Annotated in this window: 22 protein-coding genes and 2 pseudogenes; 2 read left to right on the top strand and 22 right to left on the bottom strand. The window is 40.5% G+C overall.

Annotated elements, in window-relative coordinates; genetic code table 11:
• Positions 1-16 precede the first annotated feature (16 nt).
• The 7 genes from NOL38_RS09185 to NOL38_RS09155 form a co-directional block, all read right to left on the bottom strand.
• A complete protein-coding gene (locus tag NOL38_RS09185; protein ID WP_277941981.1) occupies positions 17-1,627 on the bottom strand; it encodes an ABC transporter substrate-binding protein in 1,611 nt (536 codons plus the stop codon).
• A gap of 145 nt (positions 1,628-1,772) precedes the next feature.
• Positions 1,773-2,660 carry a carbohydrate ABC transporter permease gene (locus NOL38_RS09180; RefSeq protein WP_277941980.1) on the bottom strand — a complete coding sequence of 296 codons (888 nt, stop codon included), beginning with the start codon at positions 2,658-2,660 and terminating at the stop codon, positions 1,773-1,775.
• 9 nt (positions 2,661-2,669) lie between these two features.
• On the bottom strand, positions 2,670-3,590 hold the full coding sequence (locus NOL38_RS09175) for an ABC transporter permease (RefSeq protein WP_257078255.1): 921 nt from the start codon (positions 3,588-3,590) through the stop codon (positions 2,670-2,672).
• A 146-nt stretch (positions 3,591-3,736) separates the two neighbouring features.
• Positions 3,737-4,735: a LacI family DNA-binding transcriptional regulator gene (locus tag NOL38_RS09170; RefSeq protein ID WP_277941979.1), complete on the bottom strand. Its 999-nt coding sequence runs from the start codon at positions 4,733-4,735 to the stop codon at positions 3,737-3,739.
• A 156-nt stretch (positions 4,736-4,891) separates the two neighbouring features.
• The gene (locus tag NOL38_RS09165; protein WP_277941978.1) at positions 4,892-5,437 is read right to left on the bottom strand and encodes a hypothetical protein; all 546 of its coding nucleotides are present in this window, start codon (positions 5,435-5,437) and stop codon (positions 4,892-4,894) included.
• Positions 5,438-5,815 carry a VOC family protein gene (locus NOL38_RS09160; protein ID WP_024417350.1) on the bottom strand — a complete coding sequence of 126 codons (378 nt, stop codon included), beginning with the start codon at positions 5,813-5,815 and terminating at the stop codon, positions 5,438-5,440.
• Positions 5,816-5,899: 84 nt separating this feature from the next.
• Positions 5,900-6,253, bottom strand: coding sequence for a DUF2500 domain-containing protein (locus tag NOL38_RS09155; protein ID WP_002935873.1), 354 nt, complete (start codon positions 6,251-6,253; stop codon positions 5,900-5,902).
• 142 nt (positions 6,254-6,395) lie between these two features.
• Between NOL38_RS09155 and NOL38_RS09150 the strand changes: the two genes are divergently transcribed.
• A complete protein-coding gene (locus NOL38_RS09150; protein ID WP_277941977.1) occupies positions 6,396-7,199 on the top strand; it encodes a peptidylprolyl isomerase in 804 nt (267 codons plus the stop codon).
• 21 nt (positions 7,200-7,220) lie between these two features.
• Positions 7,221-7,530 (top strand): annotated as a pseudogene (locus NOL38_RS10480) (IS30 family transposase); the annotation flags it as partial.
• A 241-nt stretch (positions 7,531-7,771) separates the two neighbouring features.
• Here the strand turns inward: NOL38_RS10480 and NOL38_RS09145 are convergent.
• The 15 genes and pseudogenes from NOL38_RS09145 to NOL38_RS09075 all read right to left on the bottom strand — a co-directional run.
• A pseudogene (locus tag NOL38_RS09145) lies at positions 7,772-8,301 on the bottom strand (ECF transporter S component).
• Positions 8,298-9,146: a pyridoxamine kinase gene (locus NOL38_RS09140; RefSeq protein WP_277941976.1), complete on the bottom strand. Its 849-nt coding sequence runs from the start codon at positions 9,144-9,146 to the stop codon at positions 8,298-8,300. Before NOL38_RS09140 ends, NOL38_RS09145 begins: the two are co-directional and overlap by 4 nt.
• Before the next feature lie 196 nt (positions 9,147-9,342).
• Positions 9,343-10,032 (bottom strand): 5'-methylthioadenosine/adenosylhomocysteine nucleosidase, encoded by a 690-nt coding sequence (locus NOL38_RS09135; RefSeq protein WP_024401122.1) that lies wholly within the window; start codon positions 10,030-10,032, stop codon positions 9,343-9,345.
• A gap of 8 nt (positions 10,033-10,040) precedes the next feature.
• The gene (macP, locus tag NOL38_RS09130; protein ID WP_002936700.1) at positions 10,041-10,361 is read right to left on the bottom strand and encodes a cell wall synthase accessory phosphoprotein MacP; all 321 of its coding nucleotides are present in this window, start codon (positions 10,359-10,361) and stop codon (positions 10,041-10,043) included.
• 10 nt (positions 10,362-10,371) lie between these two features.
• A complete protein-coding gene (locus tag NOL38_RS09125) occupies positions 10,372-10,917 on the bottom strand; it encodes an NUDIX hydrolase (protein ID WP_004194850.1) in 546 nt (181 codons plus the stop codon).
• Between the two features lie 8 nt (positions 10,918-10,925).
• Positions 10,926-12,308: a bifunctional UDP-N-acetylglucosamine diphosphorylase/glucosamine-1-phosphate N-acetyltransferase GlmU gene (glmU, locus tag NOL38_RS09120; protein WP_277941975.1), complete on the bottom strand. Its 1,383-nt coding sequence runs from the start codon at positions 12,306-12,308 to the stop codon at positions 10,926-10,928.
• Between the two features lie 110 nt (positions 12,309-12,418).
• Positions 12,419-12,733: a hypothetical protein gene (locus tag NOL38_RS09115; RefSeq protein ID WP_277941974.1), complete on the bottom strand. Its 315-nt coding sequence runs from the start codon at positions 12,731-12,733 to the stop codon at positions 12,419-12,421.
• A gap of 60 nt (positions 12,734-12,793) precedes the next feature.
• Positions 12,794-13,267: an ASCH domain-containing protein gene (locus tag NOL38_RS09110; RefSeq protein ID WP_277941973.1), complete on the bottom strand. Its 474-nt coding sequence runs from the start codon at positions 13,265-13,267 to the stop codon at positions 12,794-12,796.
• Positions 13,264-13,815: a GNAT family N-acetyltransferase gene (locus NOL38_RS09105; protein ID WP_105120349.1), complete on the bottom strand. Its 552-nt coding sequence runs from the start codon at positions 13,813-13,815 to the stop codon at positions 13,264-13,266. Before NOL38_RS09105 ends, NOL38_RS09110 begins: the two co-directional genes overlap by 4 nt.
• An 11-nt stretch (positions 13,816-13,826) precedes the next feature.
• Positions 13,827-14,525, bottom strand: a complete 699-nt coding sequence (locus NOL38_RS09100) for a 3-oxoacyl-ACP reductase (RefSeq protein WP_044751896.1) — start codon at positions 14,523-14,525, stop codon at positions 13,827-13,829.
• Complete coding sequence (locus NOL38_RS09095) at positions 14,518-14,754, bottom strand: DUF2829 domain-containing protein (protein WP_004194840.1); 237 nt, start codon at positions 14,752-14,754, stop codon at positions 14,518-14,520. The genes NOL38_RS09100 and NOL38_RS09095 overlap by 8 nt, the downstream gene beginning before the upstream one ends.
• Positions 14,755-14,766: 12 nt before the next feature.
• On the bottom strand, positions 14,767-17,832 hold the full coding sequence (locus tag NOL38_RS09090) for a type I restriction endonuclease subunit R (RefSeq protein ID WP_044679720.1): 3,066 nt from the start codon (positions 17,830-17,832) through the stop codon (positions 14,767-14,769).
• Positions 17,833-17,975: 143 nt separating this feature from the next.
• Positions 17,976-19,067: a HigA family addiction module antitoxin gene (locus tag NOL38_RS09085; RefSeq protein ID WP_105120350.1), complete on the bottom strand. Its 1,092-nt coding sequence runs from the start codon at positions 19,065-19,067 to the stop codon at positions 17,976-17,978.
• Positions 19,057-19,395 (bottom strand): type II toxin-antitoxin system RelE/ParE family toxin, encoded by a 339-nt coding sequence (locus NOL38_RS09080; RefSeq protein ID WP_105120351.1) that lies wholly within the window; start codon positions 19,393-19,395, stop codon positions 19,057-19,059. The genes NOL38_RS09085 and NOL38_RS09080 overlap by 11 nt, the downstream gene beginning before the upstream one ends.
• Before the next feature lie 140 nt (positions 19,396-19,535).
• Positions 19,536-20,945, bottom strand: a 1,410-nt coding sequence (locus NOL38_RS09075; protein ID WP_277941972.1) for a restriction endonuclease subunit S, incomplete at its 5' end; no start/stop codon positions are given.

The raw sequence follows: 20,945 nt of genomic DNA, 5'->3' as shown, positions 1-20,945 counted from the left end.
GGCAGCCTCCTTTTGATTACTGATTTTCTTTATACTGATCGTAGTATTTTTGCTTGATAGCTAACCAGTCAGAAAGACCATAGCTTTCCAATTCTTTCAAATAGCTATCCCATTCTTCTTCGATACCGCCGTTCACAATCCATTCTGCACGTTTGCGGTAGATGAAGTCGTTCATATCTGCTTCAACTTGAGCAATCTTATCCAAATCTTCTTGTTCCATGAAAACGCGAGGGTAAATATCATCGTTGGTTACATAGTCAAGATAAGTAGCGTGCATCAAGTCCAAACGCCATTTGGCATCATCTGGCATGGTGGTCACTGTACCGTAGTATTCATCAAGAATAGCAAGCGGTCCACCAACTTCTGTCTTCTGACGCAATTCGCCTGGGGCAGTACCATCCAATGGTAAGTGCTTCAAGCTGTTAGTTGCTGTGTCAAGTTCAAAAATATTTTGTTGGGTTTCATCACCATAGGTACCCCAGTTGTTTTGGACAGATTGGAGCGGAGCGTATTGGGCATCAATCCACTTGGCTGTCAATTCCAAGTTTTTATTAGCTGATGTGATGACCATGCGGTCGCGTTGGAAGCCCATGCCGTTAGTACGAGTGATGTGCTTGGTTCCGTCAGGACCTGCTAAGACAGGTAAGATGTCATAAGTATCGTTCATACCTGTAATGTTAGCTTTATCCCAAGTGAAGTAAACACCATATAGATTTTCACTACCTTTGGCAATGTAAGTATTCCAATCTTGTTCAAAGGCTTCCGGATCTAGAAGACCTTTTTCTTGAAGGGTACGCATAAATTCAACACCTTCTTTGTAGTCTTCATTGTCCGCTGTGAAGTCAACAGTTCCGTCATTGCTAACAACTAAGTGATCATCATTATCACCAACACCAAATGCCCCAAAAAGAATTTTGAAGTCTTCATTTCCTCCACCATTAATGAAGCCCATTGGAATTTCATCCGCCTTGCCGTTTCCGTTTGGATCTTTGGTCTTGAAGGCTTCAAGGACCTTAATCAATTCATCTGTTGTTTGCGGCATTTCAAGACCGAGTTTGTTCAACCATTCTTTGTTAATCCAAGCAATATCGTTAACGGTGTGAATTGATTCCTTACCTTCCCCCAACTCTTCAATCCATGGGAATGAGTAGATATGTCCGTCTGGAGCTGTAATCATAGAACGGTATTCTGGATTTTCATCAAGAATTTTCTTGAGGTTTGGCATATGCTCATCAATTAAGTCTTCAACTGGTACGATGACCCCTTGCTTCGCCCAGTTCATCAATTCCACATCAGAAGCCCCGTCATTATGAATGGCATCTGGCAAGTCACCTGAAGCAATGTCTAAGTTCCGTTTTTCACCAAAGTCAGACTGATAATTTGTCCAGTCAATATGAACGCCTGTTTCCTCTTCTAATCGCTTGAAAATTAATTTTTTATTCGGATCCGCTGGGGCTAAAGGCGAACTTGCAGTCATAAACTTAAGCGTAACTGATTTTTCCAAAGGGAACTGAACATCCTTTAATTCATAATCAGGGCTTGATGCGGTATTTTTTGAACCACAAGCAGCCAATAAAACGGTACTTGCAAGAAGCGTAACAACTGTTTTTCCAAATTTGTGTTTCATCAGAAACAACCTCCTATAATTTGTAAATTAATTTTTGAGATTATCTTTCAGTTTCCTTTTATTACTAGGCAACGAACTGAAGGCTGTACTGAGGTACGGCAAAGTGAGTTAACGACGTAAGAAAAGAGAAAATGAAAGATATTTATTAACCTTTTAATGAACCAGCCATAATCCCCTTGTCAAAGTATTTCTGGAAGAATGGATACATGACAATGAGTGGCAAGCTTGAGATGACAATGGTCGCATACTTAATCATTTCTGCGATGCGTTTCATTTCATTCATGGCAGCCTGGGCACCAATCATGTCCTTAGCAGGCTCGCTCTGAATGAGGATTTTACGAAGTACTAGTTGGAGTGGCTCTAAGTCTGGATCCTTGATGTAAATCATGGCATCAAAGTAAGAATTCCATTGACCGACAAAGGCATATAGGAAAAGTACAAACATGATTGGCTTAGCTAGCGGAATCATGATTTTCCAGAAAATCTGAAATTCATTGGCACCATCCATTACCGCTGCTTCTACTAATTCATCTGGCAAGCCTTGGAAATAGGTCCGTGCCAAGATGATATTCCAAACATTGACTGCACCAGGGATAATGATGGCCCAGACGGTGTTCAACATTCCCAAATCTTTGACCAAGAGGTAGGTCGGAACAAGTCCACCACCGAAGAACATGGTGAAAACTAGGAAGGCATTAATCCATTTTTTTCCAACCAAATCTTTTTTAGAGAGCGGGTAGGCAGTCATGACTGAGATAGCCACGGTCACAAAGGCAAAAGAGAAGGAATAAAAGAGGGAGTTGAAAAATCCACGTAGGATAGATTTATCTGAAAATACCCGTTGGTAACCTTCTACTGTCCAATCCTTTGGATCAAAGCTAATGCCCTTGCTGACCAAGGCCTGCGGATCCATAAAGGAAGCGACTAAGATATAGACCATAGGCACAACTGTTATGAGAACAAGAAATGCCAGCAAGACTTTATTGACAATCAGCATTCGCTTGTCAAATTTTGTGTACATTTGTGTATTCATACGAACCTCCTATAAGCCTTGTCCATCATTGATGCGTTTGACAATCTTATTGACTGCAATCAGCAGGATAATATTGATAAGTGCGTTAAATAAGCCAACCGCTGTTGAATAAGAGTAGTCCCCTGACACCAAACCGATTTTATAGACATAGGTTGAAATGATTTCAGAACTGGTTAGGTTGAGGGAAGTCTGCATCAGAAAGGCTTTTTCGTAACCAACGTTCATGATGCCCCCAGCTGCTAAGATAAACTGAATGACCATAACTGGTTTTAGTGCTGGTAAGTCAATATGCCAGATACGTTGGAAGATATTGGCACCATCCAGTTTCGCTGCTTCAATCAAGGCCGGATCGACATTGACCAAAGTAGCCGTGTAGAGCGTTGACGCCCAACCCATTCCCTGCCAAATACCACTGAGGATATAGAGCGGTCTGAAGAAGTCTGGGTCTGTCAGGAAGTTGGCTTCAATACCAAATAGACTGAGGATTGAGTTAACCGGTCCTCCTACTGAGAAGAAGAGGAAAATCATACCAACGATGACCACGACTGAGATAAAGTTTGGAGCATACAGCACCAACTGAATCCGTTTTTTAGCCTTATCGCTCAATAACTGGTTGAGCATAATAGCCAAAATAATGGGTGGGAGAAATCCTAGTAGTAGACCGTAGACACTCAATTTCAAGGTGTTGGCAAGTAAGGTGCCGAAATTTGGAGATGAGAGAAACTTGGTAAACTCTTCAAACCCAATCCACTCACTACCAAGCACCCCTTTTAAAGGATTATAGTCTTTAAAGGCAATCAGTACTCCGTACATAGGAATGTAACGGAAGATGAAAGTCAAGACCAAGCCTGGTAGTAACATCAGTAACAAGAGTTTTTGTTGCTTGATTCGATCCACGAGCCCAGCTTGTTGCAGTTTTGATGTTTTCATAAGAACTCCTTTTTGAAACGTTTCAAATTTATTGATTTTAGAAAGAGGATGTGAACCTCTTTTTGAAACGTTTCATTTTTCTTGTAAAAATAAAACCAACTGTTTATTGATGATTTTATTTTATCATTGTAACCGTTTTCTGTCAACTACTTTTTTAAAAATTTTTTTGTAGTTTTTCCTTCAAGATAGGAAATCGGTAGAGTGACTTGTAGGGGGCGCTCTCTTTTCTCAATAATATCAATTAGACAGGCAACCGCTTCCTGGGCCATAGACTCCAAAGGTTGACGAATGGTGGAAAGTTCTAAAGAACGTTCACTTGCCAACTGAATACCGTCATAGCCGATTACCTGCACGTCTTCTGGAACCCGTCGTCCCAGTTTTTCCAAAACAGCAAGTGTGTCTAGGGCCGTAAAATCATTGATGGTGAAAATAGCGTCAACCTGTGGATTGTTAATCAGAAACTCTTCGACTTGACCGACAAAGTCATCATATGGCTCTTCCAAGTCCAAGACATGACAAGGAAAACCTGCCTCTAAAATTCGCTTTTCAAAATACAATCTACGCTTCTTGGTTTCGTTGATGGTTTTATTATGCCCACCGATAAAGGCAAAATGGCAACCTCCTTTTGCTATCAAGGTATTCGCTGCCAGTTCCGCACCAGCTTGGTTGTCCGAGCTGACACAAGGGATAGCCTTATTTTCATAGGTGCGATCGATACTGACAAAGGGGATATTGGACGATAGATAATCTTCAATCGGGCTATAAGTGATAGCAATAATGCCGTCCACCTTATTTTGTTGCAACATAGTCAGATAATCCAATTCCCTTTTTGGACCAGAAATATTGCAAAGGAGCAACTTGTAATTTTTCTTACTCAGTTCCACTTCGACATGATAGGCAAATTCTCCAAAAAATGGATGCCAAACTGTCGGAATAATCAAGGCGATGGTTTCGGTTTTGTTCTTCTTCATCCCACGTGCATAAACATCTGGAATGTAATTCAATTCCTTAATGGCTGCATTGACTTTTTCAAGCGTACTTTCCTTAATACCTGGCTCATTGTTGATAACTCTTGAAACTGTCCCAACACTGACCCCTGCAACTCGAGCAACATCTTTCATAGTAATTGATTTTTGTTCTTCCATGGTTTACCCCTTTCTTTTGAAACGTTTCAATAATTTATACTAGAATATCATTGATAGCGTTTTCTGTCAAGAAAAATTGACTTGTTAGCAAATAAAAACACCCAAAAAGCTAGAATTATTCTAACTTTTAGGTGCCGTTTAAAAATCTTTCCTATTTTATTTATACATCTTCTTCATTGGGTGTTTTGCAAGTACTTCTGGGTGATTCTCGAGAGCTGCTCTACCTTTTTCCGTCAGGGCATAACCTCGGACAGTAAAGTATGGAGCCAGCTTTTCTTCTGTCAAGTTGTCCTTGAGGGCAGTGTCGAGGTCTGCCGCCTTCATCTTGGACAAGCCTGTCACGCCTTCTGCCTTGAGGATATTCTTCTTGGCAGTGGAGGTGATGTGGTCCAGCGAATCAAAGGCTGACTCCACATAGACATAACCGTCTGCAATCAACTGCTCCATGTGAGCAGGACCATTGATGCCATACATATACTCGAAATATTTTGAGTAGGGTGTCGTCGTTTCAAAAGAACCCAGGCTAATCCGCCATAGCAAAATAATATCACCTGGCAAAATACCTTCTTCCAGACGAACCATATTGCGTTTGGGAACGGGCTTGGCCTCCAAAAGCCAGGCTGCCAAGTCACGATCGGGGGAAATATAGGGTTTGACCTCGTGGTCTTTATACATTTCTTCAACACGATTCTGGAGTGACATTTACTTTACCTCACGAATTGCGTAATAATTTCCATCATTGTCTGCAAAGCTAATTACCTTCATGAAACCAAGGTCCATGACTGGATTCGTTGTGACACCACGTTCAACAAGTTCTTCGTAAGTTTTGGCTACATCTACTGATGTCATTAAGATTGATGGTGTACCTAAGTTTAATTCTGGCTCCATTTCAGCAACCTCTGCCTTATCATGAAGTACAAATTGTACCTCACTATCTGATTTAGGTGCAATAATGTAAGAAGTTTGGGGGCCTTGCACCTGTTTTTCTACACGTTCAAATCCCATTTTCTCTTTCCAAAATCGAGCTGAAGCCTCAATATCATTCACATATAACATAACTTGTCCGATTGATTGAATCATCTTAAATACCTCTTTTGCGTTGTACGAACATGTGTTCACACCATTATACACTAGATAGGGATATTCTCCAAAGAAAAACGACTCTTAGAGCCGTTCAAAACCTAGGAAACGAGTCCCCTGAAAATGCAGGGTGCCTACATCTCCCTCTGCTAAAAGGGCATATTCATCTGAACGAAGGCGAAATTCCTGCCGTTTTCCCTCCCATTCAAACGTTACATAATAATTGGTTCGTGCTACTTCGTTACCAAAAACATGGGTTCGTTTAGAGACAAGCTTAGCCTTGCAAGATTCTTTGGGCGCCCGATTGTTGTGGTGCCATTCCATAAAATTTTTAATGATATGGAAACAAACCGTCGCTAATATGATTGCGGAAAAACTGTAGAAAAGGGCCGTATGCCATACTAGGCTTCCATCTGGGGCAAACAAGTTCTCAAACATCATTATTCTCCTTTTACATCTGTAAATATAGTATATCATATTGTTGTTTTAGATACGCTTTTTATACTAGATAAAAATTGAAAAAATCCATATTTCATGGTAGAATGAGCATAATTTTGAACAAGACAAGAAAGGATTTTCAATGAAAAAAATACTAGTTCTTGCTCTAGCTTCGAGCATCTTGCTAACTGCCTGCACAAACAACTCGACAGCTAATAGCTCATCTTCTACAGCATCTAGCTCTAGTTCAAGCTCGACTACGACAGCTGATACAACTGCTTCTAGCCAATATGCCAAAGATTTGGCATATGCCATTAACAATCCCAAAGCTACATTCCCCCAACTTTCCAATGAAATTGGTGAAAATGAGGCTGCTGTTAAAATAAAGACAACCGAAGGCGACATCACTATAAAACTCTTCCCCGAGCAAGCACCACTAACTGTGGAAAACTTTCTGACTCATGCGAAGGAAGGATACTATAATGGAACAATCTTCCATCGTGTCATTAAGGATTTCATGATTCAAGGTGGCGATCCTCTTGGAAATGGTACCGGTGGAGAGTCTATCTGGGCCGGAAAAGATACTACTATCGATGCTGGGAATGGTTTTAAAGACGAGATTTCAGCTTTCCTTTATAACATTCGTGGCTCACTTTCTATGGCAAATGCTGGTGCGGGAACAAATGGAAGTCAGTTTTTCATCAATCAAAATACAACTGACATGTCTAGCCAACTCTCTAGTTCTAACTATCCTGGTAAAATCATTGACGCTTATAAAAACGGAGGCAATCCAAACTTAGATGGCAAGCATACCGTATTTGGTCAAGTCATTGAAGGGATGGACATCGTGGATAAAATCGCTTCAGTTGAAACAGACAATAGCGATAAACCTAAAACAGATGTAAAAATTGAGTCTATTGAGATTCTGAAAGATTACGTAAAATAGTATACTAGCTAGACATAGAACGCCATCATCACACTAAAAAGCAATGGACGAAAGTCAAGTGATATTGAAGCTTCCATCAATTAATGGTTATCTCAAGTCCTCAATCCTCTCTCTAAGACGATAACCTTTGATTGTGGGAAAGAATTCTCTACCTGAATACCGATTTCGAATGTACATGACTTTAATATTTTCTTTACAGACCAAGGCTTTCCCTGGGAAACGAGGTCTCAATGAACATTCAAATGACCTTTCAAGGCGAAACAGAGGATTTTCTAGGAATTATCAAACACATTACCAAGTCTTTCTCAGCTACTTAAAAAGTCTAACCTGATTTGATAATTCAGTTATTTATAATAAATAATTAAAGGAGCGGGAACGAAATTGACTGCTCAATAAAGAGTTCGTCAACAAGCCCTTATTTCAAGTAGTTGAGCTGAAATAGTTCACTGAACTGTTTCACTCCCTAAGACTGTTAAAGCTAATCAACCACTACGATGAGATGTTGACGCGAATTCTAAGAAGCGAGGTTGGACTTATGTCCAGCCTCTTTTTTGCATTTTCAAATTTCTCAATTACTTTCTACCGTATAACCTTTTACATACCTGATAAAGAATAGGTACAGCAATGATGGTCGTAATTGCAGTCCATAGGTTCCTAAAATCCTACCCAAAGCAGCTAAAAATGATGCTGATGGCGTTAGTCCACCGACTAAACTACCCGTCAATGTGTACTTCAACAGGTTCAAGATAATTTTTGTGAGGGCTGCAACTATCCCAACCAACATAATATTTGATAGACTATCGTTTGCCTGTAGGAATTTCTCATAAAATAGGTGGAGGACAAAACAGACAATGAGTGATTCTAGAATGGTAATCCAAGCAACGGAAGCATATCCCGACAGTAAATCGAAGATGCCTAGACCGAGTGAGGCTGCCAGCGTCCCTTTTTTGGCACCAAAGATCAATACTCCTACTACCACCAGAGCATTGCCTAGATGGACAAATTGACTCCCAAAAGGAATACGAATAAAGAAGACAACCACACAAATAAGGGCTGCAAATAGGCTAATTTCTGTTAATTGACGCAATTGATTCTGTTTCATAATTTCTCCTTTAATGTTTGAAATGCCTGCTGTAATTCTGCTAGAAAAGGTTCAAAGGAAATCCCAAATTTCAAGTCTCTATCCAAAGCAAGGGTACGCTCTAAACTCTTGTCGATAAAATCTAAAGCTAGAGGGATAGCTTGATGGAGATTGATTTGTTGGATGGTTGCTACTGCCAACAAGGTAGATAGAATGTCACCTGTTCCAAAGAAATTTGCTGGATATTTTTTAGACATATAGGTAGTTATTTCCCCTGTTTCCTGCTGAAGATAGGCTACACCTATTTGGCTATCATCAAAGGAAATCCCTGTCAGTACAATATCTGCGGATACCTGCTCTGCTAAAGCTTCCAGTAAGTCCTCAATAGCCGCCCTATCGTAGCAAGCTCCCAAATAATCCCTCCCTGTCAAAAAAGCTGCCTCTGTTACATTGGGGAGAATGAGCTTTGCCGACTGGATCAACTCTTTCATGGCTTCTACATAGGTAGATGTGAAACCTGTATACAACTTCCCTCCATCCCCCATGACCGGATCAACAATCAATGGTGTCTCTGTTTGTTTCGCATACATAGCCAATTGACTTAGTTGCTGAGGATTTCTACAGTAGCCAGACAAGATGCCTGCCAACTCCAAATTCAAGTTCTTCCACTGTTCAAAATAGGCTCGATTCAAGTCAGTCATATCTTCAACGACAACATCTGGAAAACCACCCGTATGAGAAGAAAGTAGTACCGTTGGTAAAAGAATCGTTTCTACCTGACAGGCTGCTGCAATTGGGATGCTAGTGGCTAGGGCAACCTTGCCCACACCAGGTAAATCATTTGCAAGCAATAATCGCTGAACCATAACAACCTCCTAAATTATTTTTCTTAAACAAAATTGTAAAGTATTTCCACGAGCTTTTCAATAACTCTTATCAGAAATTGTATGGGGACAGATGGCTGAAACCTTATAATATCGGGCTCAAATTACTGCATAAGAAAAACAGTAACAACTTCTTGCTACTGTTATCCTATTTCAATGTATTGTTGTCAAAATCTGCTTATTTTTTCTCCAGAAAGGCAATCAGGGTCTGGGCAGAACGTTCTCCTGCTTGAATGATAAATTCATCAAAGGTGATATTGGCATCTCCCTGAGCTGTGTCACTCATGGCACGGATAACCAAGAATGGCTTACCTGTATTGACAGCTGCTTGAGCGATAGCTGCTCCTTCCATCTCTACGGCAAGGACTTCTGGAAAATGAGTTTTGATTGTAGCGATTCTCTCCTGACCTGCGATAAAACTATCACCTGTCACAATCAGACCCACATGACTAATCATTTCCTGCTCTGCTAAAACGGTTCTTAGCTGTTCTAACAAGACTTGGTCGGCTGGATAATACAATTCCTGCCCTGCCATTTGCCCGTAAGCATAGCCGAAAGCCGTCACATCCACATCGTGGTAAGCCAATTGATTCGCTACAACCACATCACCGATGGCAATACCTTCGGCAACAGCTCCTGCCGAACCTGTATTGACAATGACATCAACCGAAAAACGATCTGCCAAAACAGCCACGGACATAGCTGACATCACCTTACCGATACCTGACTGAACAAGAACGACTTCATGTTGACCGATTCGTCCCTGATAGTAAGTTCGACCCAAGACATCGATTTCGGTTGCATCTTGTAGATGCTCGACCAAAATCTTTAATTCCTGAGGCATGGCTGCGATAATTCCAAATTTCATCTCTTCTCCTAAATAAATAATACTGCAATGATAAACATTATCAGTAAGATGATGACCCAAAAAAGGATTTTGTTTACCTTACTGCGGAAAGCTTCTCGCTTGATGGTTTCGATACGGCGACTTTTTACTACAGTAGGTTTGACCGGGATTCGGATCGTTTGTCCCTCTTCATATCCCTGATAATCTTCTTCTAGATATGGATCGAATAGAGCATCATCCATTGATATATCCTGGTTTGGACGATAGTGCCCAAACTGGCTAGATTGGTCGGAATACTGTTTCTTTTTCACTTTCTCTAAAATTTCATCCGTCAACAAGGGCTTGCCCATTGCTAGTTTCCTACTTTCTCATGAGTTGTAAATATTGGATAGCCATGATGGTCTTTGCATCACAAATATCGCCAGTAGCCACCAAGTTCAAAGCCTCTTCCAAGGTTACCTCATGTAATTCGATAACCTCATCTTCATCCATTGGACGAGGATTTTCAACCTTGATAAGGTTATCTGCTAAATAAAGGCGAATTCGTTCATTACAGAAACCGATGGCTGAATAGAAATCTGCCAACAAGGTCAGTTTGTCACTAGTATAGCCTGTTTCTTCTTCTAATTCACGCAAAGCAGCATCTTCAAGCGTATCTTCTTCGCCTAGCTCCAATTTCCCCGCCGGAATTTCATAAATAGTACGTTCAATGGCCTTGCGGTATTGTTTGACCAAAATCATTTTACCTTCTGGGGTAACGGCTAAAACGCAAACTGCTCCCTTGTGGAAAATGAGTTCGCGCTTACCAGTTCCACCATTTGGCAAGGCAACATCATCTACTACTACATCAAAAATGTGCCCTTTAAAAATTTCTGTCCGCTCAATGGTTTTTTCTTCAAAATTCATATGATTACCTATTTTTGACTTGGATGGAACGGAAAACGAGTCGCATAACCTTCTTTGTTTTCTTGACGACCACGACCAATACCGATGGCATCCTCTGGAATGTCTTTTGTAATGACAGAACCTGCAGCCAACAAGGCGTTATCCCCAATAGTTACTGGTGCGATGATGGTTGAGTTAGAGCCAACAAAGGCATTATCTCCAACGGTTGTTTTAAATTTATTTTTACCGTCGTAGTTGACCGTGATGGTACCAGCACCAACGTTAACATTATTGCCAATCGTTGCATTTCCTAGGTAGGTCAAATGACCAGACTTCGTTCCTTGACCAAGTGTTGATGCCTTGACTTCCACAAAGTTTCCAACGTGAACATCTTTTTTCAGAAGGCTATCTGGACGGATATGGGCGTATGGTCCTACCGTCACACCTTCTTCAATAACAGATTCTTCAATATCTGAGTTGCTGATAACTACATCTGCTGCAATTTTCGCATCACGTACACGAGTACCATTGGTTAAAACAGTACGTTCACCAATCACAGTTTGCCCTTTCAAGACAACATTAGCTTCGATAACAGCTTCTGCACCAATCTCAACATCAATATCAATATAGGTTGCATCTGGGTTGATAAATGTCACACCATTGACCATGTGTTTTTCATTGATTCGTTTGCGCATAACAGCTTCTGCAGTCGCAAGAGCGACGCGATCATTGACGCCCAAACTTTCATCAAAATCACGCAATACATAAGCACCAACCTTCTCGCCTGCCTGACGGAAAATCGAAATAACATCTGTCAGATAGTACTCACCTTGGGCATTGTCCGTATTAATATCTTTAAGCGCTTCAAAAAGACGTTTATTATCAAACAAGTAGGTTCCTGTATTGATTTCTTTCACTTGTTTTTCAAAATCGTTGGCATCTTTTTGCTCAACAATTTTTTGCACTTCCCCATCAGCATTGCGAATAATCCGACCATATCCGAATGGGTTATCAGCCTGAGCTGTCAAGATAGTCGCAACATTCTTGTGGCTGACATGGAAGTTAATGAGGTTTTTCAAGCTTTCTCCTGTAATCAGCGGTGTATCCCCTGCGATAACAAGGGTCTGACCTTCCAAACCTGCAAGAGCTGGTTCAGCCATCATAACGGCGTGGCCTGTCCCCAGCTGTTCAGATTGAAGGGCGAATTCTGACTGACCTTCGAGAACTGCTTGGACCAATTCTGCCTTGTGACCGACAATCGTTACTGTTTTAGCTGGTTCCATAGCATCTACAGCCCGTTTGACATGCTCCAACATGGTAATTCCTGCCACTTTGTGTAAGACCTTTGGCAAGTCAGACTTCATGCGAGTTCCCTTACCCGCCGCTAGGATAATTGCATAGTTATTGCTCATAGTTTTCTCTCTTTTCAATGATATACTCCTATTATAGCAAATTTTGATGTTTTTGGAAAATAGCAGAAGTGTGCCAAGTTTTAAGTCAAGCAAAAAGGAGCCTGAGCTCCTTAGATCGTTAAGTGAAGACCTCGCCGGCCGTCCTCTCCTGCTTTTTCCGTCAAGGCTTTTAGTTCTTCCCAGACAGGACCTTCTTGGTCTGTAAAACGAAGATTGCTACCTGGCAAGCTAGCATTGGAAACCGCTTGAACAAATCCTGACAAACTGGTTGCCAAGGCCACCCCATCCTTACTGGTCACATCTTCCTTGGTAACAAGCAGAGCCGACTGCAATTTCTCCGTCAGTGCTTTGCCGATTGTTTCCTCTTTCCCAGCCAGAATGGGAGAAAGTTGATCCAACAAATCAATGATACACTGTTTATCCATAGGATTCTCCTTGTTTTTTATATTATTATATCAAAAAAACAGAGACGAACAAGGGAAAACTTACATTTTAGGATAAACCACTTCAAATTCTTCACAGACAACCAGCATGTCATCTGTGAAGGTCAGACCTGCTTCGGCCAGCCAGATAGTGAAAAGCTCTTCATGGACCTGTCGCCAGTGGATTAGACTTTTCTCTTTTATATCAGACAAGTCACCTCCCTGACGAAACTCGCCCTCCTTATAGGCATGCTTTTCCGTCACTTGGGAAAAGGGCGTCACATAGACCTTGGTGGTCTGGATAATGCACACAGCCTTACCTTGTCCATCCAGAATGATGTCATAGCCACCAGCTGTTGGGATTTCTTCTCCCTCTACTGCGTAGAGTGCATGGGCAGAGCTGGTCGAGGTTTTGATGCCTCTAGCTACCAAGTCAGCCAGTCGATCAGCTTCCGCCCCAAAGGCCCAGGCCTCTGGCTCAGGACCTGCTTGGGAATTGATAGCAAGAAATTCTTGCCAGAGTTGTGTCGGGGTCATAGGGGATCCTTTCTAGACTGCCATTCCTCTCTTGTCAGCAGATTCACTCGTTCGCTACGGACCTCATCAATGAGTGGGAAATGCACATCTTCCAAGAGGTATTGGTAAACAAAGCCCAGTTTTTCTTGGACACGTAATGATTTGCTATTTTCTACAAAAGCACGACACCAGACTTTCTCTAAATTCAACTGGTTAAAGCCATAGTTCAGTATAGCTTGACAAGCTTCTGGCACCAGACCCTGTCCCCAAAATCCCTGTCCAAGCCAGTAGCCTAGCTCAGCTTCTGAGTCAGGCAAATCAAGACCACCTTGTTTACCAAGCATGAGCCCGATACTGCCAATCACCTGTCCTGTTTCTTTGAGAACAAGGGCATAGGTTTCGGGTTGGCTAAGGACTGTCTTGATAATTTCTCGACTTTCTTCCACGCTCTGATGAACAGGCCAACCCGCTGCGGGACCAACTTCATGATGATTGGCCTGTGAAAATAAGTCAGCTGCGTCTGGTTCACTCCAAGGGCGGAGCAAGAGACGATTGGTTTCAAGAATCATAATCTTCCTTTCTACTTCAAACTCCAGCCACCGTCGATGGTGATAATCTGGCCTTGCATGGAAGCGAGTTTACCAGTAGCCAGCATGAAGGTCAGCTCTGCTATTTCGCTGGGCTGACTCCAGCGTCCGATAGGGGTCTGGTCTGCCACCCAGTTCGCCAGGCCACCAGGCTCAAAGTCCTTCTGGGTCATGCCTGTCTGAACGGCACCTGGGGCAATGCCGAAGACCTGGACCTTGTTCTTGGCATAGTCCAGTGCCAACTGCTTGGTAAACCCTGCCAAAGCATGCTTGGAGGCGGTATAGGCTGAGCCTCCTCCGCCTGCTAGACTGGAGGCAATGGAGCACATATTGATAATGATACCAGACTGTCTGTCCACCATTTGCTGCAGATAGGGGCGAGTTAGTCTAGTCACTGCGAAAAAATTCACCGCGAAGATCTGAGCTAATTCGTCCTCCGAAATATCGAGGTGGGGACGGTAGTCGTCTAGAATGCCTGCGGTGTTACAGAGGACATCAACTGTCTGGCACCATGAAAAGACGGGTGATAAATCGCCTGTCAGGTCCAGCTGTAGAAAGTGGAAATCGCCTGCCAAATCAGGCTTGCTAGCCAGATCAATCCCGAAGACACGCCAGCCATTTTCCAAAAAAATCTCCGCCTGTGCCAGTCCGATGCCGCTGGAAACGCCGGTGATGAGGGCTGTCTTAGTCATGGACTTCTACCCAGTCGGTCGCAAGGACATCGCAGGGGGTCGGGCTCCACATGGAGAAGCCCTCACCCTCACCGGTCACGTTGATGAGGAAATAGGGGGTCGCCTCCAGCTTTTGCCCGTGGACCTCGATGGTGTCAAAGAGCTGGACGTAGTTCTCCGCCCCACCCCAGCCTGTGCGAACGTACTTTTTCTTGGCCTTCAAGCCTGGTAAAATCTCTTCAAATGTCATGGTTATTCTCCTTTAGATTCCTGTAAATGTCTCGACCAATTCTTGTAACTGGTGTAAAATTTCTTGTTTCTTTTTCTCACGCGCACCTTGCCGTCTTGAAGTTGGTGGCATAAGCGCATTTAAATCTGTTCCAGCAGTTGATGCAAAACCTCGCAAAATAGCTGCTTCAATAAATAGTTTATAATCGCCTTGCAATTGTTGTGTTTGTGCGAATAATTCAATCTGTTCCTGTTTTGACTTTCTAGCATAATGATAAAAAGCTTCTAATATAGTCTGATTATCTTTTAACTCATCTAGATTACTATCACGAATGAAATCCATAACAAGCCTTTCTTTTGCACGCATATCAATAGTTGAACGAATCACACGTGATACTTGGTTTTGAAGCTGTTCTTTTGTAATATCTTCATTTGCTTTTTCAGAAATTAAGGCGATGATATAGTCGAGGTTGATCTCATCTGATTTTAACAACTCAATTTCAAATTCTAAATCGGACAGATCAATCTCAGGTTGGTGACCATCACGTCCCCCTGAGTGGTAGGATTCCTCACGAATATCGACATACTTACTACGATAATCTTGCATAAGTCCCTGTGAAATCAAGCGTTCTTCATCTGTAAACTCATCAAAATTTCGTAATACATTATCGAGTTTCAGTAATTCACCAAATAAACCAACAAATTCTTTTTTCTCAGATTCCAGATAAATTTCAGTCGGATCCGGAAACTTTATTAACATTTCTCGACAAACTTCTTTATACCCACGAACTATAACACCTGTTTCCTCATCCTCAAAACCTTCCATATACTCCTGATAGGATTTCTCCAGCGTAATATAGATATTGTTATCCTCACCGAATAACTTTAAAGCATCAATTGTAGCTTTTTCCAAATCCCGGAAGCAAACAATATTTCCAAACGGCTTGTCCTTTGACAAAATACGATTGGTCCGTGAATAAGCCTGAATCAGACCGTGGTAGCGTAAATTTTTATCTACAAACAAGGTATTCATTGTAGGGGCATCAAAACCTGTCAAAAACATTCCAACAACAATCAGAAGATCAATTTCCTTATTTTTGGTTCGTTGAGACAAGTCTTTATAATAGTTCTGAAAGGATTGACTTTCTGTTGAGAATGAAGTACTAAAAGACTTATTATAATCAGCAATCACCCTATCTAGAAATTCTTTCGCGGATGATTCCATCGCTGAGGGATTGAAATCTTCATCATAAATATCACCATAGGCAGCCTGCTCCTCATTTGCAGCAAAGCTGTATATCATCCCAATTCTCAAACGACATTCCTCTGGAATGCTTGCCTGCTGATTATGTAACTCTTCGTAGTACATCTTAGCAGCATGTACATTTTGTACAGCCAACATCGCATTGTAACCTCGCATGCGTTGCTTTCTTAACGTATCTCCATCAACATTTTTTATCTTAACAATATGGCTAATCTCACGATGAGTTTTAACCGGATAGACGGATAGGATATGTTCAACTACCTTAGAAATGCGTTCAGGAGCCAACAAGGCTTTTTTCTCAATTTGACGAAGAATGCGAAGATCTTTTTCGTGACCTGCTTGGACCTCTTCCTCACGAAACTTCGGAGCAACGTTGTTATAGTCTACCTTAAACTTTAAAACCTTATTATCACGAATGGCATCTGTAATAATATAGGAATGCAACTGATGCCCAAATATGTCCTGAGTTGTTTGACCAGTGAGAGTATTATCAGCAAAAATCGGTGTTCCTGTAAAACCAAACTGGTAATTGGCTCGGAAACTACTGTTTACTTTCTTCTGAGAATCCCCAAACTGCGAACGATGGCATTCGTCATAAATCATGACACATTGCTTATCATAAATTGGATGATTAGGGTATTTTTTAGTGAAATGATTCAGCTTTTGAATCGTTGTGACAACAATACGACTATCATCTTTCTCAATTGCCTCTTTTAGTTGCTTGGTATCATTGCTACCATTAACAGAATCTTTCTGGAATTTTTGATATTCCTTCATGGTTTGATAGTCCAAATCCTTGCGGTCCACCACAAAGAAAACCTTATCAATATACTCCAATTCTGTAGCCAATCGAGCTGTCTTAAAAGACGTCAGAGTCTTACCTGATCCTGTTGTATGCCAGATGTAGCCTCCTCCTTCTACTTTCCCATAGAGCTTGTTTTGATAAGCAAGATGAATACGATTTAAAATGGATTCTGTCGCCGCAATCTGATATGGGCGCATCACTAGGAGAACATCCTCAGCATTAAAAATACAGTACTTGATCAAAATCGATAGAAGCGTTGTCTTATTTAAAAATGTTTGAGCGAAATCCTCTAAATCATGAATAGCATGATTTTTTCTATCTGCCCACTCACAGGTAAACTCAAAATTATTCTTGTTTCGCTCAACAGTATTTGAGAAATAGCGTGTAAATGTCCCATTTGAAATAACAAACAGCTGTATGTATTGAAAAAGAGAATTTTCACTATTGAAACTTTCCTTGGTATAGCGATGAATCTGATGAAAGGCTTGGCTGATGGGAACACCTCTCTTTTTCAACTCAATCTGTACCAAAGGCAAACCATTGACCAAAATAGTCACATCATAGCGATTGGTATGACTACCTTTCTGGATCATCTGGTTCATCACTTGCAGTTTATTTCGATGAATATTCTTCTTATCAAGTAGTGAAATATTTTGCACATGTCCATCGTCAAAAACAAAGTCATATATATGGTCTTCTTGAATTTTTCTGGTTTTTTCAACCATTCCTTCATTTGGCTTATTGAGGTATTCATCCAAGAAACGTTGCCACTCCGTTGCTGAAAAACTCACATCATTCAAATTTTCCAACTGTAGTTTTAGATTGGCAAGTAATTCTGTAGGACTATGTCCTAAAAAACGTTCATACTGCTGTCCCTGCACCAAATCATCTATTAGGCGTTTCTCCATCTCGCTTTCAGTCTGATAAATATCGCGATTGTAACGTTCTGATTTTATAAACTCTTCTAGAACAATTCCGTTAGTCAACTCCGCAACAGGTAAGCTGATTTTTGTATAATCTACATTTGGCATCTTCATCCCTCGGTTAAAATAATACTATATACAGTATAGCATAAAATGACAATTTACAGGAGGACTGACCTGTGTATCGACTCACATATTGAACACAAGAAAAACGAGGATTTTTCAACCCTCGTGCACTAACCAATTTCAATTTACATCAAATTTCCATTGATTATTATGTTGTAACTAATTTTTAGCTCTTGATACTGACTGTATTCTACAAATCCTTCTTTTTGGAGTCTTCCCAAAACAATACTTGGATGGATACCGATTTCATGAGCAAAACGAATGATGGATGATTTATCAAAAGATTTTTCTGCTACAAACTGTTCATATTCGTTCGTAGGAATAAGAAATTCTTGAGCAAATTGATCCGCTTTTTGCTCTTTTTCTTCATAAGCATCCCTATCATCATAATCCGAATAAAAATCATTATGTAATATATGACCTAATTCATGGAAAAATGAGAACCAAAAAATATCCGAGCTCTTATTTTTATCCGTTAACAACAATAATACACTACCATTTTTAAATCGCTTGGTCGCACCATTCAGATTGGCATTTTTTAATTTTGGAAGTCCGACCAAACAAATACCACATTCCAGTAATCTTGAATGTAACATCGGGTAAAATTCTCCACCATCTTTCAAGGTCATCTCTCGTAGTTCTGGCAGTAATTTTTCTAATTTTTTCTTGTTAAACTTTGTATCAGTTGCATCTTTGGATAATTTTATAGCCAACTCAAGCATAACATTTGAATTTACCACCGAACGCTCATCAAAACCTTTTGTATTTCGATAACTAACAAGCTGATTGAACTGCGTTAGATAAGAAAGGTTTGAAATTTGAAAAAGCTTTCTAAGCTCCGCCACTTTTTGTAGCAAGGTATACCTGCCCGGTGGAACAAAGCCAAATCTTTTAAAGTAATCAAAATCAATCAACTGACAAATCTCTTTTTCATCTTGATTTTGAAGTTCCTCTATTTCAAGAACCTTTGCATCATAGCTCGCTTGAAGATTTAACCAAGTAAGAATTGATACCCCTGTTAATTTAAATAGTTTATTAGCAAGATCCTTACTGACCGAAATTTCACCATTCACTAGTTTACTGATTGTTTTTGGGGTTGTCCCTAAACGAATCGCAAACTCTTCTTGGGAAATATTTAAGTCTTCTATTATCTCTTCAACATAAGAACCTGGATGGAAAGCGATCAAATCTCTATAGTTTTGAACGTTATGAACCATAATGATTACTTACCTCCTCAATTTGAATTATTCTAATACTCTGGGCATTGGAAAATACAGTATCTTTCTCCTCATCAAAGCAGACGATTAGTCTGTAAGAACCTCTACGACCGTCAATATCCAGAGCATATTCTCCCTCTCTATCTCCTTTTAAATCATGAAAATGATACGTCGGAAATGCGATTACGGAAGCGAGATTGTCAGCACTCTCAATAAAATTGACCAACTTGTGCAACTTCTTGGCAACCTTATCTGAAAAGTCTCTCTTTGCTATCCTCAAATTTGTACACTGTTTTTCAACTGTTTTATTATTATATTGGATTTGCATTCATTCTCCTTTCACAATCTCTACCAAAATTACCTTTTTGGTAATTTTATTTTACATCATTATTTGCTATATGTAAATCAATATCCTCTCAAATCAAAAAGAATTGCAGTTGAACCACAATTCTTTGTTTCTCATCCTATTTATTCGTATTTGTTGGGAAAATTGAGCAAGGTATCTCTAAAATACTCATATTGCTTCTGCCGCAATTCAATTTCCTTTGGCAAACCTTGAAAAATCGAATTTGTTAACGCATCGAACTTGTCAAGAATGGCAACGATGCGTTTTTGAGTTGAAAAAGACGGTAAGACGATAAGCATCTTCTGTATATTTTTAGGATACAACTCAATTACTTTCGTCCCAACAACCATTTTTTCTTTTTGTCGTTGAAAATCATTGGATTGAAAATAATAGACCAGAAATTTTGACGATTGCTCAGTTTGTAAAACACAAGAGTGACCTCCAATCCCTACTTCTTCATTCCCTTCCCAAACTACTGCTTTTCCAACATCTTCGACATTCTCAGAAGTCGTTGCCATGACAATGTCACCTGGCTGAGCTTTCTTTAATTTAGCAAAGACGCTTTGGTCAGTGAAAGAGATTGTCTTATCCGTCGAAAAGCCATAGCGAGTGTAAATCTGACCGTAATGAATAACGGGGTAGCCCTCTTCTATAAAATCTTTCTTCTGAAGGCCATTTCCACGAGTAAAGGTGCAAATTGCCCCCAACTCTACCCGTATGGTTCCAAAGACCCACTGCAAGAGGCGAATTAGGTCGGACGGTCCCCGCTCACTGTCCACTGTCCACTGTCCAGGATACACGCCTTCGGCGGTGAATGTCAATAGTTTTTCTCTAAAATATTCATACTGTTTTTGACGTAGCTCAATCTCCTTGGGTAGTCCGATACTAAGGTCGTTACAAACTGCATCGAAGTTATCAAGGACTTGGACGATTTTATTTCTTACTTCCTGTTTTGGATATGCTAACTTTATACTATTCAAATTCTGCTGATTAAGTTTAGGTTGTGCCGCTCCTGAAATGTACGGAGTCAAATCAATATGGTTCAAATAATAACTAACATATTTTCTATCGATATCACTTTCAAACTTCAAAACATGTGCATGATTATTTATCCATGATTTACCAGTTACTGAAAAAGCGATCGGTGTCTTTCTAGCAATTAGATTAGCTCCATCCTCAGATACCAGAAGATAGTCGCCATCAAAAATATAATCATCTACATAATCAACAATACCCGAAGCTCCATAATATGGATATATTCCAGAAGAACGACTACCTTTGGTTACTGGCTTACGTAAGTAATCTAGATTTTCAGCCACCTCCCCCAGCGTCTTCCATTCAACCTGATAAACCTCATCTTCAAAAGAGAGGAGTTTATCACGATAAAAAGAGTATTGCTTTTGGCGGTCGGTCAATTCTGCGGTCAATTCTGTAACATATTCCGTGAATTTGTCAAGTAGAGCAACAATTTCTTTTTGAATTTTTAGGGGTGGGAGGGGGATTTGAAAAGTTCTCATCTTTGATAAAGAAAT

Origin of the sequence: Streptococcus suis (assembly GCF_029616525.1) — a bacterium.
GTDB classification, from domain to species: Bacteria; Bacillota; Bacilli; order Lactobacillales; family Streptococcaceae; genus Streptococcus; species Streptococcus suis_AF.
The sequence above is the reverse complement of the archived record's forward strand: the minus strand, read 5'-3'. Positions and strand labels throughout refer to the sequence as shown.